Source organism: Bacteroidota bacterium (assembly GCA_016195025.1).
In the GTDB taxonomy this organism is placed as follows: domain Bacteria; phylum Bacteroidota; class Bacteroidia; order Palsa-948; family Palsa-948; genus Palsa-948.
Genome location: JACQAL010000018.1, coordinates 110,437 through 126,492, shown reverse-complemented (window position 1 = coordinate 126,492; position 16,056 = coordinate 110,437). Strand labels below are relative to the sequence as shown.

11 protein-coding genes are annotated in these 16,056 nt (G+C 40.3%); 2 read left to right on the top strand and 9 right to left on the bottom strand.

Annotated elements, in window-relative coordinates; genetic code table 11:
- Positions 1–45: 45 nt before the first annotated feature.
- Together HY063_04055 and HY063_04050 are read right to left on the bottom strand one after the other, a co-directional pair.
- Positions 46–3,267: a TAT-variant-translocated molybdopterin oxidoreductase gene (locus HY063_04055; protein MBI3500947.1), complete on the bottom strand. Its 3,222-nt coding sequence runs from the start codon at positions 3,265–3,267 to the stop codon at positions 46–48.
- 21 nt (positions 3,268–3,288) lie between these two features.
- Positions 3,289–4,536 carry a c-type cytochrome gene (locus HY063_04050; protein MBI3500946.1) on the bottom strand — a complete coding sequence of 416 codons (1,248 nt, stop codon included), beginning with the start codon at positions 4,534–4,536 and terminating at the stop codon, positions 3,289–3,291.
- Positions 4,537–4,715: 179 nt separating this feature from the next.
- Between HY063_04050 and HY063_04045 the strand changes: the two genes are divergently transcribed.
- On the top strand, positions 4,716–5,156 hold the full coding sequence (locus HY063_04045) for an SPOR domain-containing protein (GenBank protein MBI3500945.1): 441 nt from the start codon (positions 4,716–4,718) through the stop codon (positions 5,154–5,156).
- 52 nt (positions 5,157–5,208) lie between these two features.
- Here the strand turns inward: HY063_04045 and HY063_04040 are convergent, their stop codons facing one another.
- The 5 genes from HY063_04040 to HY063_04020 all read right to left on the bottom strand — a co-directional run bounded on the left by HY063_04040 (position 5,209) and on the right by HY063_04020 (position 12,261).
- Entirely contained in the window at positions 5,209–5,961 is a 753-nt protein-coding gene (locus HY063_04040; protein ID MBI3500944.1) for a hypothetical protein, read from the bottom strand.
- Between the two features lie 183 nt (positions 5,962–6,144).
- Positions 6,145–6,792: a response regulator transcription factor gene (locus tag HY063_04035; protein ID MBI3500943.1), complete on the bottom strand. Its 648-nt coding sequence runs from the start codon at positions 6,790–6,792 to the stop codon at positions 6,145–6,147.
- Complete coding sequence (locus tag HY063_04030) at positions 6,792–9,926, bottom strand: hypothetical protein (protein ID MBI3500942.1); 3,135 nt, start codon at positions 9,924–9,926, stop codon at positions 6,792–6,794. Before HY063_04030 ends, HY063_04035 begins: the two co-directional genes overlap by 1 nt.
- 39 nt (positions 9,927–9,965) lie before the next feature.
- Positions 9,966–11,090, bottom strand: a complete 1,125-nt coding sequence (locus tag HY063_04025) for a T9SS type A sorting domain-containing protein (protein MBI3500941.1) — start codon at positions 11,088–11,090, stop codon at positions 9,966–9,968.
- A 7-nt stretch (positions 11,091–11,097) separates the two neighbouring features.
- Positions 11,098–12,261, bottom strand: a complete 1,164-nt coding sequence (locus tag HY063_04020) for a T9SS type A sorting domain-containing protein (protein MBI3500940.1) — start codon at positions 12,259–12,261, stop codon at positions 11,098–11,100.
- 133 nt (positions 12,262–12,394) lie between these two features.
- Here HY063_04020 and HY063_04015 point away from each other — a divergent pair, with 133 nt between their 5' ends.
- Positions 12,395–13,960 (top strand): serine hydrolase, encoded by a 1,566-nt coding sequence (locus tag HY063_04015; GenBank protein ID MBI3500939.1) that lies wholly within the window; start codon positions 12,395–12,397, stop codon positions 13,958–13,960.
- Positions 13,961–14,066: 106 nt separating this feature from the next.
- On the opposite strand, the gene HY063_04010 is transcribed toward HY063_04015, so the two are convergent.
- Both HY063_04010 and gcvT read right to left on the bottom strand, forming a co-directional pair.
- The gene (locus HY063_04010) at positions 14,067–14,840 is read right to left on the bottom strand and encodes a 2-phosphosulfolactate phosphatase (protein MBI3500938.1); all 774 of its coding nucleotides are present in this window, start codon (positions 14,838–14,840) and stop codon (positions 14,067–14,069) included.
- A 22-nt stretch (positions 14,841–14,862) separates the two neighbouring features.
- Positions 14,863–15,951: a glycine cleavage system aminomethyltransferase GcvT gene (gene gcvT / locus HY063_04005; GenBank protein MBI3500937.1), complete on the bottom strand. Its 1,089-nt coding sequence runs from the start codon at positions 15,949–15,951 to the stop codon at positions 14,863–14,865.
- Between the last annotated feature and the right edge of the window lie 105 nt (positions 15,952–16,056).

The window sequence follows — 16,056 nt, the reverse complement described above, 5'->3', positions numbered from 1 at the left end:
ATCAATCCTTCGAGGTTTTAAAAACCTCGAAGGAATTAGTACATCCTATGCTTTTTCTTCTTCTGTGTTTCTGACTTTTGTAAGATAGAAAGCATTCGGCTGCACTCCCACATCTTCCAAAAGCAAATATCTTCTTTCGCTATCGTATAGTTTGCTGATTTCTGTTTCGGGATTATTCAAATCGCCAAAGAGCAATGCGTTGGTGGGGCAAGCGGTTTGGCAGGCGGATTGAATATCTCCGTCTTTCAGTTTGCGCTCTTCTTTCTTTGCGCGAAGTTTTCCTTCCTGAATGCGCTGAATGCAGAAGGTGCATTTCTCCATCACACCGCGCGAGCGAACTACCACATCGGGGTTCAACACCATTCTTCCTAAATCATTTCCCCACGATGCAGGATTCACATCGGCAAACATTGCGTTGCTGTCGTATTGAAACCAATTGAAGCGCCTTACTTTGTACGGACAGTTGTTGGCGCAATACCGAGTTCCGATGCAGCGGTTATAAATCATCTGGTTGATTCCTTCCGTGCTGTGAGTGGTTGCAAGCACCGGACAAACTGTTTCGCAGGGCGCGTGGTTGCAATGCTGGCACATGATGGGCTGAAAAACCACTCTTGGATTTTCTGAAGGATGTTCCATTTCGCGGTAGGAAGCAATGAGCCCTTTATTTTCTTTGGCTCCTTCCTGGGCATATTTCAAATCGGTGGAATAATATCTGTCAATGCGAATCCAGTGCATCTCGCGTGTCTTTCTTATTTCTGTTTTGCCCACAACGGGAACATTATTTTCTGCGGAACATCCTATCACGCAGGCACCGCAGCCAATGCATGACTGCAAATCAATTGCCAATCCCCAGCGGTGACCGGGTTTATCGTGCGCATCCCAAAGGTTTGCTTTTAAGGTTCCTTCTTCGTGATAATTTGCGTGCTCATCGTGCATGGCAACACCCACCATCGGGTTCCATTCTTCTTTGGGCTTGTTGAGATAGGTTTCAAGATTTGTTTCGCGCACAATGGTGTCTCTTCCCATGATGGTGTGATGCGTTTGCGTGCAGGCGAACTCGTGTTTCTCTCCTGTTGCATCACTCACTTTCACACCTGAAACAGAATTCTGAATAGTTCCGTTTTTCCACTGAAGAAATTGATACGCATCCGCCCCTACTCCATTGGCAACTTTGCCGGCATGGGTTCTTCCGTAGCCAAGCGCGAGACCGATTGTTCCGAGCGCCTGACCGGGAGAAGGAAAGACAGGGACTAAAAGCCCCCCCTTCCCCCGAAGGGGGGAATCGTGCGCCAATTCTCCCCCTTCGGGGGAGTTAGAGGGGGCTGTGAGTTTAACAATATCTCCCATATAATCTCCTCTTTCGAGTTGAGAATATTTTCCTTTCATCTCGGAAGGATTCATGGTGATGTAATTATCCCAGGTGCATTTTGAAATCGGGTCAGGAAGTTCTTGTAACCAAGGATTGTTTGCCTGGTTGCCGATTCCTATTCCGGTTTTTTCATAGCAGATGAGTTCCCATCCATCCTTTTTTTCCTCGCGACCAATCATTGCAACAAGCGCTGTTGCATTCGCAAAATCTTTTACATCTTTTTCTTTTTCTTCCGGCTTCTCATTCTTTTTCGCTTCTTCCTTTTTCTTTTCGTCTTCCTTTTTGGTTTTCTCGTCAACCGGCATGGGAACAATTTCTGCAATACCGTTGTGAAGAGATTCATTCCAGTGCTCGGTGAAACCTTTGTCCGCAGGGAACAAAAGTTTTTCCCACGTAGATTGAATGAAAGAATAGTAATCGGAATTATTTCCGCTCCATTTCAAAAGCGTTTCCTGCGCGCAGCGCGTGTTATAGATAGGAGCGATGGTGGGTTGCGCAAGAGAGAATTTATTTTTCTTCGGCTCGGCATCATTCCATGATTCGAGGTAATGATTATCGGGGCAAACATAATTGCAGAGCGATGCGGTTTCATCCATTGAAGTTGCGAAAGAAATTTTCGTTGCAACTTTTTTCATCGCATCCGCAAAACCCGGAGCCGTGTAAGCAGGGTTACTATTATATATAATGAGGGCATCCACTTTTCCATTCTTCATTTCCTCCATCAGGTTGGCGAACTGTTCGTCATTTCCCTGGTGGCAATTGGAATAATTTTCCGTGTCAACCGTCTGCCCGTTGTTGCCGAGAATATCGTTCATCCATTTCACCACCGTTTGAATTGCCAAATCATTCACACCGCAAACCACCAATGATTTTCCTTTGTTCGCCCACAACCATTTGGCACAATCGGCAATTTCTTTTTCAGCAACCTTTCCCGAAGAAGAAACCGTATTTCCACCAGACATGGAAGCAAGCGCATTGTAAAGATTCACCACTGCCGTTCCGATTTGCGATGGTTTCACCGGAACTCGAACATCTGCGTTGCTTCCTGTAAGAGAAAGCATGCTTTCAAACTGAACGTGTTTTGATAAAGTTTTCTTTCCATTATTTAATTTTCTGCCTTGCGCATATTGCCAGGCGTATTCAACGGGAGAAAGCCAGTTCACTAAAAAGTCAGCCGCAAAACTTACAATCACATTTGCTTTGTCGAAATTATAAGAAGGAATGATTCCGTCATTTGCTTTCGCGAGCGCGTGATAAGAAACCGCATCGTAAGTCACATGACGCGTGTTCGGATATTTAGCAGAGAAATTCGCAATTACATTTTTTGTAGAAGGACTAATGATGGTGGAAGAAAGAATGCGAACGTTGCCGGAAAGTTTAGAACCAATTTCGCTGTCAATTTTATCCCATGAAACAGTTTCTCCTTTCATCATAGGTCCTTTCAAACGGTGAGAATCATAAAGAGAAAGTACCGATGCCTGCACGCGCGCGCTGGTTCCGCCATGCGTGATGGGAGATTTTTTATTTCCTTCTATTTTGATTGGTCTGCCTTCGCGGGTTTTTACAAGAACCGAACAGTAATCATGTCCGTCAAAATAAGTGGAAGCATAATAGTTGGCAATGCCGGGAGTGATTTCTTCCGGTTTGATAACATAAGGAATGGTTTTGTTCACCGGGGTTTCACAGGCAGCAAGTGTTACGGCTCCAACAGTGAATCCCATCATCTTCAAAAAATCTCTGCGGGAAAAATCATTTGAACTTTCTTCTCCCTTTACGGCAGGAACACCTTTTCTTCCAAGTACCGCTGTTGGCACATCTTCTGCAAATTCATTCTTAGCGGAATCAAGAAACTCAGGAGTTCCGTTGAGTTGGTCAAGCGATTGCCAGTATTTTTTCATAAACTTCTTCCTTATTATATATTAATAATGACACTTGATACAATCCAGTCCGCCCATTTTTTCTACTGTGATGGGTTCACCTTTATATTTTTCTTTCAGTTTAGCATGCAAATCAGCATAGTAAGGATTGGATGCCATTCCCGGAACTTCTGTTTTACGATGGCAGTCAATGCACCAACCCATTGTGAGCGGAGAAATTTGCTGCGCTACATCCATTGAAGCAATATCTCCGTGACAGTTTTTACAATCCTGTTTTCCAACCACCACGTGCTGTGAGTGATTGAAGTAAGCGAAATCAGGAAGCGCATGAACGCGGTTCCATTTCAAAGGGTGCTGCGGTTTTGTGTAAGCGCCTTTCGCAGGATCCCATCCGACAGCGTCATAAATTTTTGCGATCTCAACTTTTCCTGTAAGCGGCCCTTCAGAAATTGCTTTGTGGCAATTCATACAAACATTCGCGGAAGGAACTCCGGCAGTTTTTCCTTTCTCTGCACCGCTATGACAGTAAACACAATTGATAGAAAGTTTTCCTGCATGAACCTGGTGAGAAAATTTTATTGGCTGAGTTGGTTTGTACGTATCGTAAACTCCGATGTTCATCACGCCAATATAAATCCATCGCACACAAAATCCTCCGAGAATAATTACGATAAGCGCAGTAATGCGTTTATGATGTCTCACCCACTGATAGGCGCTTTGCGGTTCGGAAGGAGGCAAACCTTTTTTAGCGTTCACGCTATCCTGAAGATGTTTTTTTACACTTCCGAGAACGCTTACGAGAATCAGAAGAGCAATTGCGGCAATGAGAAGAATGGTAAATGCGGGAAGTCCTTTTTCCTGCGGCTGCGCTGCATTTTCACCGGCAGCAGTGGGAGCATTTTCTTTTTTCTCAGCCGGAGGATTTTTCACGTAGGCAATCACCGCATCAATCTGTTCATCGCTGAGAACTCCGTCAAACACATCCATGTTTTGTTTTCCGTTCTCATTGAAAATTTTATTCGCGTACGCATCGCCCGATTTCAAAACAGCTTTGTTATTTTTAATCCATGCATGCATCCACGTTTCAGAAGGAACACGTGTTAAAACGCCTTGCAAATCCGGTCCGGTGAGTTTGCCTTTGCCAATCGTATGGCAGCGCGAACAGTTTTGCTTAAAAAGTTTTCCTCCGTCTTCGGCAGACAAGCTAATGCTTACTGACGGGCAGATAAAAACGAAGAGAAAAAAAGATTTTAAAAGAAATTCAGAGAAGCGGGAGTAGAAACAAATCATAAAATAAGTTTGGTCATTGTAAAAGAGCAAATTTCTATGACAATTGCGTGACAAAAGTAAAAGTTTTCTTATATCCTGAACAAGAATTTTTTCTTTTGTTAAAGAGTTATTAACAGCATGACGAATATCATTACTTTGCCGAATAAAGTTCAAGCATCGAAATTATTATTTTTGTTTCAATGAAAAAAAAAAATTGGCTTTGCATCCCGATAAAATCGGGACTTCTTCTGATTTCTTTTTTCTTCTTTCTGAATTCTTATTGCCAATCCGATTCTCTCCGCGCTTTCGCTGCCGACAGCGGAATCATTCAGGATAAACGCGTGAATGAACTTATCCTGAAACATGTTTTGATTAACGAAGCCAAGCGCGGAACCATGAAGGGCTACCGCGTGCAAATTCATTTTGGCGCGGAGAAAGCAAAAGCGCTCGATACAAAATCAAAATTCACTTCGCAGTATAAAGATATTCCGGCTTACTTAGATTACCAGCAGCCGTATTTCAAAATCAGGGTGGGAAATTTCCGAACCAAACTTGAAGCGTATAAACTTCTGCAGGAAATCTCAGATGATTTTCCGGGAGCGTTCATTGTGCAGGATGATATTGAACTGCCTCCGCTGTAAAAAAATAAAGCGCCCGGTGAAGAGCGCTTTACACAACCACATTTATTAATTTCTACCTATTCACAAATACATTTCCTTGTTCATCGGTAGTAAGTGAAGCAATGTTATCGCTTTTCAACGGAGATTTTTTTGGGTTGTAAATTTGGTAAGAAAGATTATGAACTTTCATTAATCCGCTATGCGAAGTTCCAATCCACAAATCATTCTTCTTGTCTTCCACTATTGAAGTGATTTTGTTTTCTGCAAGAGGTGAATTATCAGAATTTACAACGATGTATGCAAATTTATCATAGCGCAAAATTCCATTTGCAGTTCCTATCCAAACATTGCCGTCTTTACGAACACAGATGGAAGTAACATTATTGGAAGGCAGTTTTGAATTTGAAACAGTGAGATAAACTGCTTTTTCATTTTTCTTGTTCACACGAACCACTCCGTTATTCGTTCCAATCCAGAGAAATTTTTCTGTTTCAGCAACGGCAGTGATTTTTGAATTCGCGTTAACAAATTTTTCTGCATCATTGATAGTAATTTTTCCGAAAGAAAAAATTGAGAGCAGCACTAACACAACTGTCATGCTGAGTTTTTTGAAAAGTGCAGCGCTGATAAAGTTCAGTGACCAGATGCTTGCTTCCTTATTATAAGCAGCAGTTTCCTGTTTTCTGTAAATGCGGTTCCACATATTTATGGAAACCATGTTGAACTCAATTTTGTTTTCGATGGCGAACGGAACTTTGGTTAAGTTGAGCGCCATTGAATTTGAATTGCTGTTTACAGCGAGCGGAGCGTAGATGATAGTTTTCATTGTTTTGATTTTTGTGGTTGATTTTTTTGTTTCTTAAAACAAATGTATATCAACCGCGAGGCGTCATCAACTACATCTTAATGTAGGTAGGCGAAATTTCAAAGAAATTCAACCAACAAATCCCAAAAAACAAATTCCAAGAATGAAAAAATGTTTGTTATTTGGGATTTGTATTTTGGAATTTTAGATTAGTCCTTCTTTCAACGCGCGCGAAACCGCTTCGGTATTTGAATGAACGTGTAGTTTCTCATAAATATTTTTTATGTGGAAGCGAACGGTATCAATTCCGATTTTAATTTCTTCGGCAATCATTTTATAGCTCATGCCTTTTGTGAGCGCTGAAAGAATTTCCTGCTCGCGCGAACTTAAATCCACTTTATCTTTTTCTTCGGGTGGCGGTGGTTGCTGCCGGAACATTTTCAGAATTTTTATTGCAATGGAAGGAGTCATTGGCGCACCGCCATCTTTTGCCTGCTTGATTGAATCAAGAATTTGCAATGGCGGAGTTTTTTTCAGAATATATCCTACCGCTCCATTGCAGATGGATTGAAAAATTTTTTCGTCTTCATCGAAAACTGTTTGCATCACTACTTTTACTTCGGGAAAATTTTTATGAACGAGTTCCACTGCTTCAATACCCGTCATTCCCGGCATATCAATATCCATCAGGATTACATCGGGAGTTTTTTCTTTTGTGTTGTCAAGAATGTGCAGCGGATTCGGAAAACTTCCCGCCAATTCAAAATCGGGATAGGTTTGAATCAATTGCTCCAAACTTTTCCGCAGCGAGTTGTTATCGTCATACAGTGTAACTTTTATTTTTTTTGCCATCAGATTTCAAATTGAAAATTCACAATCGTTCCTTTTACAATTTCAGAAGAAATATTCAGCGAGCCATTTAATTCTTCCGCGCGATTTTTCATATTGATTAATCCGTTTCCTCCGAGCGTGAGTTCTGTTTTTTCAAAACCTTTTCCGTCATCTTTGATTTGAATGTTCATTCGCTTTTCCTTTTTTTCCACTATGATAAAACAATTTTTCGCTTCGGAATATTTTGCAATGTTGTTGATGCTTTCTTTCAGGATGAGATAAATATTTTTTCTGTGTTGCATCAGCAATTGCAAATCTCCGAGAGATTCTGAAAATTGTAAATGAAGTTGAATTTCTTTTGCTTCGAGAATTGGATTCGCAAAAATTCTCAGGCGTTCCATAATCGCAGAGAACTTATCATTCTTCGGATTGATAGCCCACACGATGTCGCTCATGTTGTCCATGGATTCGCGCGCAGTATCGCCCATATTCGAAAGCACAGAAGCAACTTCAGGAACTTTTTCTTCCGTCATTTTTTTCGCCACTTCGTTGTAAATGGAAATACTGCTGAGCGCAGAACCCATATCATCGTGCAAATCGCGGGCAATGTTCGTGCGGACTTTTTCCATCTCAAGAATTCTTTGCAGGCGAATCCAGTAAATCGTATAGCAGATTGAGGCAGTGAAAAAAACGCAAAGCAAAACAAACCACCATTTTTTATAATACGGGCTCGCGATAAAAATTTTCACAGAAGTTCCTTCTTCATTCCAGATTCCATCGTTGTTGCTTGCCTTCACTTTGAAAATATATTCTCCGGGGTCAAGGTTTGTATAAGTTGCCGTGCGGTTTTGCGCGTTGTGAAAAATCCAGTCCTTGTCAAAACCTTCGAGCATAAACGCGTATTTATTTTTCATCGGGTTGATGAAACTGATAGCGGTGAACTCAAACGAAAAAGAATTTTGATTATGATTCAGAAATAATTCTTTCGTAATTGAAATAGAATTTTTCAGAATGCCCGATGAATCATTCGGCTGAATGATTTTATTGAAGAGCATGAAATCTGTAATGATGACGGGCGGCTTGTACGGATTATTTTTCAAACTGTCGGGATGAAAAGTGATTAAACCTTTTTTGCAGGAGAGAAGAACTCTTCCATTCTGATTCCTGCAAATTGCTCCGTCATAAAATTCTGTTGTGGGCAAACCGTCAATCATATCAAACATTCTGCACTGCTGAATTTTTTCTCCGTCAAAACTTAATCTGCAAATTCCATTGTCTGTTCCAATCCAAAGTTTCAAACTATCATCTTGAAAAATTGAACCGAGAGAATTATTCGGCAAGCCATCGAGCATTGTGTAAACCGTAAAATCATTTGTGTTCGGGTGAAGCACGTTCAATCCTCCGCCTTGCGTACTAATCCAAAGAACTCCGTCTTTTCCCTCGTAAATTTTGTTAATGAAATTTCCACCGATGGGATGAGCAACTTTATCATCGCTGCGGTACATAAAAAATTTTCCTGTCTTGCGGTCAAATTTTTTCAAGCCGCTTCCGTACGTTCCAATCCAGATGATTCCATTTTGCGATTGCGTGATGCACGTAATATTATTTTCGCTCAACTGCCCGCCAGAATTATTATTATTCGAGTAAGCCGAAGAAACATTGCTTGCTTCATCGAAGGAAAATAAACTTCCGTCCTTCGTTCCAATCCAAAGCATATTGTCGCGGTCTTCATACACTGCGGAAATTTCGCCATCAGAATAATTTTTATCGAAAATAATTTTTCTGAACTTTTCTGAAGAAGAATTAAATTCATTCAGACCGGCATCTGTTCCTGTAAATATTTTTCCATCCTTATCCTGAAAAATGCAATTCACATTATTATCGGAAATGGAATTAGCATTTGATTTTTCTTTCCTGAAATTTTTCACTTTGTGATTTTCTCCTATGACATAAATCCCGTTTTCTTTTGTACCGATGAAAAGATTTTTATTTTTATCCGTCAGCATGCAGGAAATTTTTTCATACACACTTTCATCTTCTCCTTTCGGAATGGGAGAAAATAAATTAAACTTGAGTGTCTTCGGACTGAAAGCATTGAGACCTCCATCGCTCGTTGCCGCCCAGAACATTCCGCTCCTTCCCTGCGAAAGGGTATTGATTTTATTACTGCTTAAAGAATTCGGTACTTCTTTTTCGTGCGAGTAAAGAAAAAATTTTCCCGAGTTCGGATAATACACGCATAATCCTTCGCGCGCGGTTCCCGCCCATATTTTTCCAAATTTATCCTGGTAAACACTCGTGATGTCATCGCTGCAAATCGAGTGTTCATCTTTTTCATCGTGCCTGTAAATTTTGAATTCGCCTGTTTCAGGATTCAGTGAGTTCAAAGAATTAGGAGTTGCAATCCAAACGGTGTGCTGCTTGTCCACAAAAACATCTCTGATGATATTTGTGCTGACGGAATTTTTCTTTTCATCGTGCTGATAAGATGAGATTTTTTTCGCGTCATAATCAAAAACGTTCAGCCCTCCCCCATCCGTTCCAATCCAAACAATTCCTTTTTTATCCACTTTCACTGCTGTAACTTTATCATTGCTCAATGTCCCGACATTGTCGGAATCAGTCCGTTGGCTGAAATTATTTTTTTCATCGTGCTTGTAAACAGAAATCTTTTTTGTTTTTATATCAAGCGCATTTAAACCGTTCATAGTTCCAATCCAGATGACCTGATGAATGCTGTCCACATAGAGAGAAGAAATTCGGTCATCGCTCAGCGAAGAAGGATTTTTTTCATCGTGATGAAAAATTTTAAACTCGTGCGAGTAAGGACTGAAAAGATTCACGCCTTTCATTTTCGTTCCAATCCAAATCATTCCGTTTTTTTCCACGGCAAGACAAGTCACATCATCGCTCACCAGCGAGTTTGGATTTTTCGGGTCGTGCTTGAAAGGAATAAATTTATAACCGTCAAATTTGTTGATGCCTTCGTGCGTGCCATACCACATAAAACCCAAACTATCCTGAATCACCGAAGTAACATTTCGGTTGGAAAGCCCGTGCTCCAGATTGTAGTGACGGAAGAAAAGTGTATCGTTCTGAGAAAATAATTTTCCTGTGAAAAGAAAAATAATTGCTAAGAAAATTTTTGCCCGCATGATAGTGTGACGAATGTAGTTAATGTTTTGCATCGTGATTTATTGAATAATTAATTTTCCAGTTGCGATAATTTTTTCTACGTCAGAAATTTTGTAGAAATAAATTCCTGCGGCAAGATATTGTCTTTCAATTTCAAACTTTTCTTTTGCGGCTCGAATGCTTTTTACTATGTTTCCAAATTCATCATATAGTTCGAAAATCATTTCCTGAACAGGAAAATTTAATTCAACTGATGCTGAAGAAGTAAACGGGTTGGGAAATATTTTCACAGCATTATTATTTTCCTCAGATGCTACACCTGCTATCGAACTGTCCACATTCCGCAGAACTTTCAGCGTTCCGTCTTTGTACTGAGCACCGTCAGTTCCTGATTCTAAAAAAAACAAACTATTCGTTCCCGCATCGTACCTGACATTGATGGGTGCATTCAAGCCCGACAAAAGGATTTGGTCAGCCATCGTTTGAAGATTTACTCTTCCCACTGTTCCCGAAAAATAATCTGCGTAAAACAGATAATTGGAACTGAACGTGATTGAGATAACACTTTTATTCATGAACGTATGTATGATTCCGTTCGGGCCAAAATAGTATGTCGTATGTAAATCGGAAAAATACGTATCGCTTCCTTTTTTTGAAATACACCATACTCTTCCGAGTCCGTTCTGCAAAATGGCAGCAGAAGTATAATTTCCTGCTGTGAGATAATAAATACTGTTCGCTGAAGAAAGATCACTCATGCCGGCAATGCTGATATTGTCATTCGCTTCTATGAACATATCATCTGATGCAATGGCAATGTCCATCAGATGTGTTTCAACAAAAGTTCCCGTATCAACAACGCTGAATTTTCCGTACTGTCCGGGAATAGAATTTTGGTAAGATGATAAATAAACTTTGCCGTCACTTGCCGAAACTAAGGCATCTGAATTCTCAGGATTGTTAACCATAACGGTTTTCTGCCCGTTGGAAATACGATACCTGTCAAGAGAAATTTTTCCTCCGTAAATTGTATTCCGTCCTGCCGTTTCTGTCAGATAAACATTGCCCCCTTGAATCCACAGAGCTTTAGGATATTCAAGATTTGTAAGAAGCGTTACAGGCAATTGCGCCTGCATTTTAAAACAAATCAGAGTGGGCAGAATGAATAAGTAAATTTTTTTCACGGGCAATTTATTGAATAATGATTTTTCCTGAGCTGATTATTTTATTTTCATCACAAAGCTTATAAAAATAAATTCCGCTCGGAAAGTTTCCTCTTACAATTTCAAACCTTTGGCTTGTAACTTGAAAACTTTTAACTTGCTTTCCGAATACATCAAATAGTTCAAATCTTGAATTCTGAACTCTCACTCCAGAATCTATCGTAAATATGGCAGAAGTTGAAAACGGGTTCGGGTTAACAGAAATATTTTTTGAAATATCTTCTTCATTCACTCCGAGAAAAGCGGAATTATCTACAAAATTTGAAAACGAAGAAAAAAATCCTTTCATGGAAGGATAGCAAACGTTCGTGGAAATTGCTTCGAGAAAATAATGAATCAAACCGGCAGGAGCATTCACATCCGAATAAGAATTGAGAGAACTTTGAACGCTGTCAATCAGCATTGGGTTTTGCGAAGCATGCTTTCTCCAGATTCTGAATTTCACCACGGGAAATCCTTCCGCATTATCCCAATTTAAATTCCATGTGCCGGGCAAGCCCGCGCTCACAGTAAGATGAATTGTTTTTACTGCACTGCTTTCCTGTGATTCAAAACCGCAATGATCAAGCATGGAAATTTTATATCGCGCTGCAACCTGTTCGGGATGAGAGGATGTATCGAGAAAAATGCTGAAACTATTTCTAAGAATATTTCCAACGAGCGCATACACACCTGACATAGTGGTTTCTTTGAAAAGATTATAGGAAGCCACCGTTGTATCGGTTGATTGTTCCCATACGACTATATTTTTTCCCGATGCGCTGTCCACAGTAACGATGCAAATAGAATGCACTGCATTTAAAATCGGATAAATGGAATTCATTATCATAAAACCGTAGCCAATCTGCCCGAAAGCATCCGTAACTTTTAAATAAATTGTATCGCCAGCATTGGGAATATGATTAAAGCAATGACTGATGGTTGCACTGGTGCCGGTTGCCACGGGCGGATTGTTAATGTTCCATTCATACGCGAAAGGAGCAGTTCCCCAGCCATTCAGGTTTGCAGAAAAAATAAAACAAGTGTCGCACGGAGACGATGAAGCCGGATTAGCATTTATTACAATGTTCGGCTGCGCATTTGAAATTGCTATTTGCAAAATCAAAAAAGATAGGAGTAAGATTTTTTTCATGATAAAAAGTTTTTGGTTTGTGAAAACAAAACTATCTAATCATGAAATGAAAAAAACCTACATAAAGATGTAGGATTTTTTACACAAATATCTCTGCAAAGAGAATTATTACTTTTACCCAAATTAATTTATTATGAAAAAACTTTTTCTTTTTTTTCTTGTCACCCTGAGCGTAGTCGAAGGGTCTTTCTCCCAGCCCACATTCATCAAAGATTCCCTTGACAAATATGCGGAGCGCGAAATGAAACGCTGGAATGTTCCTGGCATGGCCGTGGCTGTTGTGAAGGATGGAAACGTGGTTGTTGCAAAGGGTTATGGAATAAAAGATGCTTCGGCTCCGCTCAGCGCGACAAATAAAGTGGATGAGAACACGTTGTTCCAGATTGCTTCCAATACAAAAGCATTTACCGCAACCTCTCTCGCACTTTTAGATGAGCAAAAAAGAATTTCGCTCGATGATAAAGTAACGAAGTGGATTCCGGATTTCAAGTTGCACGATGAACTCGCTACACGCGAAGTAACTGTGCGCGATTTGCTCTGCCACCGCATCGGCTTTCAAACTTTCCAGAGCGATTTGCTGAACTGGAATTGCAATCTTTCACGGAAAGAATTAATTCACAACATGCGCAATGTAAAACCGGTTTTTAGTTTTCGTTCGCACTATGGTTATTGCAACGCGGCATTTCTCACCGCAGGAGAAATCATTCCTGCAGCAACAGATACTTCGTGGGATGATTTTCTCAGGTTTCATTTTTTTCTTCCGCTGAAAATGAACCGAACTTCCACCACGTACAAAACAATTACGGCTGACAACAATGCCTGCAAGCCCTATACATTGGTTGACGATAAACTTGTTCTTCTCCCCTATGCGAACGTGGATAATCTCGGTCCTGCTGCTTCAATCAATTCCTGCGTGAAAGATTTGGCAAACTGGCTGCTGATGCAATTGGACAGCGGAAAGTTTGAAGGTAAACGGATTTTCCCCTATGAAGTTTTGCAAACCACTCAAACTTCAAACATGATTGTGCGCGATATGCCTGCAAGTTCGGGCGCAAACTTTCAGAACTACGGGCTCGGTTGGTTTCTTCTTGACTACAATGGAAAAAAAATGATTCGGCATGACGGAGGCGCAGATGGATTTGTAACCACCACTTGTTTTATTCCCTCGCTGAATCTTGGAATTGTTGTGCTGACAAACACCGATGCAAATTCTTTTTATGCCGCGCTTCGCTCTCAGATTATTGACGCTTACATGAATCTTCCCTATCAAAACATGAGCGAAAAGTTTTACAGGAATTTTTCTGCGAACACTAAAATGGAAAATGCCGAAATAAACAAACTGCGGGAAGCCGCTTCGAAAAAACCAATTCCCTCTATGAAAATGGAAGAGTATGCCGGCTCTTACACAAACGAAGTGTATGGAAAAATTGCAATCATCGGTCCTTTGCCTCCCATTTCGTTTGGGAAACCGGCACCCAAGCCGCAGGAGCATTCGCTGACAATATTATTTACACATCATCCTTTTCTGAAAGGAAATCTTCTGCCGCTGGGCGATAATGATTTTCTCTGCACCTACAGCTTGGCGACTTACGGAATTAAAAAAATTCATTTCAATGTGGTGAACGGAAAAGTGAAAAGCGTGATTATCCGTGTGAATGATTTTGTGGATATGATGGAGTATGAATTCGTCAAAGAATAAAGTCCCAAGTATCAAGTCCCAAATTCCAGGTTTCAAGAAAACCACAAATACACATATCTTTTTATTGGGACTTGGGATTTGAAATTTGAAACTTGGAGCTTTAATCTCAGGGATGAGGTATCAGCGCTCCTTCCTTATATACAGGAATAACTTTCGTCTGGTTGGGCGTGAGGCAATACTTAATATCTTTTTTCAGATTGAGCGCAGCCAATCTTTCTTTATGGGAAGAATAATTCAGAAACTTGTTCGGATTTTTTTTCGCCATCTCGTAAAGATATTTCAGCGCAAGGCAAGCATCACCAAAATTATAATTGCTGCTGCGTTTTGAAATTTCATCTGTTACTGCGCCTGCGAAAACGGCATCTTCTAAATTGAATTTATTTTTCCATCCGGAACAAAGAAGAAGAATATTTCTTTTTTCATTAATTAAAAATCCGCATAGCGCATCTATATTCAGAAAAGAACCAATCACAATTTTATAAGCGTCTTTTGCCGCTTCAATTGCCTGCGTGCCGTTGGTGGTGGTGAGCACAATGGTTTTTCCTTTCACATGATTTCCTATATAATGAAAAGGTGAATTGCCGAAATCAAAACCATCCACCGGCAAACCATTCCGCTCTGCGCCAACAAGAGTTCCGTTCACTTTGTATTTCTTTGCTTCTTCCAATGTTGCGACAGGAATAATTTTTTCAGCGCCATTTTCAAACGCAGTGCAAATGGCAGAAGTTGCGCGAAGAACATCAATGATTACAACAACACTTGAATTATCCTTGTAAACCGGATATAAATAAGGGGAGAAGCAGGCGTCTATTTTTAATTGATTCGCCCCCCGCCCTAAAGGGGGCTTAGAAGAATCTTGTTTATTTTTTTCGCTATCCATTTTCTTTTTGTCTTTACTCCCTTTAGGGTTGGGGCTTCAAGAACGGAATCTTCACCACTTTTGCTTTTAAATTTTTATCCCGAATCTTTATAAAAATTTCCGAATCAGGTTTTGAAAATTCTGTTTTCACATAACCCATTCCGATTCCTTTGTTCAATGAAGGAGATTGGGTGCCCGAAGTTACTTTGCCGATTTTATTTCCGTTTGCATCTGCAATTTCATAATTGTGGCGGGGAATTCCTCTCTCGAGCATTTCAAAGCCCACGAGTTTTCTCGCAGTTCCTTTTTCTTTTTGCTCTTTTAAATTTTTTGAATTGGTAAACTCTTTTGTGAATTTGGTAATCCATCCGAGCCCGGCTTCAATGTGAGAAGTGGTATCGTCAATATCATTTCCATAGAGGCAGAAACCCATTTCCAAACGCAATGTGTCACGCGCGCCAAGCCCGATGGGTTTTATTCCAAATTCTTTTCCTGCTGCCATAATCGCATCCCACATTTTTGCTGCGTCTTTATTCCAAACATAAATTTCAAAACCGCCCGCACCAGTGTAGCCGGTGTTGGAAATAATCACATCATCAATGCCTGCAATTTTTCCTGCATCAAAAGAATAATATTCCATTTTAGACAAATCAATGTCGGTGAGTTTTTGCAAAGTAAAAATTGCTTTCGGTCCCTGCACCGCGAACAAACTCAAATCATCGCTCATATTTTTCATCTCCACTCCAAACGTATTGTGCTTTGCAATCCAGTTCCAGTCCTTTTCAATGTTGGAAGCGTTCACCACCAGATAATATTCATTCGCGTTCCAACGGTACACGAGCAAATCATCTACAATTCCGCCTTTGTCATTCGGCAAACAGGTGTACTGAACTTTTTTATCGGTGAGTTTGGATGCATCGTTGGAAGTAACGAGTTGAATCAGGTCGAGCGCTTTTTCTCCTTTCAACAAAAATTCTCCCATGTGGCTCACGTCAAAAATTCCCACAGCATTTCTCACCGTAAGATGTTCATCATTCAAACCGGAATAGGAAACCGGCATGTTGTATCCTGCGAACGGGACCATTTTCGCACCGAGCGCTATGTGTTTTTGCGTGATGGCTGTGTTTTTCAATTGGTCGGTGAGAGTTTCCATAGGTAAAAAATAAGTTGCATGCAAAAGTAAAATTATTCAAGCAACAAACTTGAGGAACATCTTTATATTTGATAAAAAATTTTC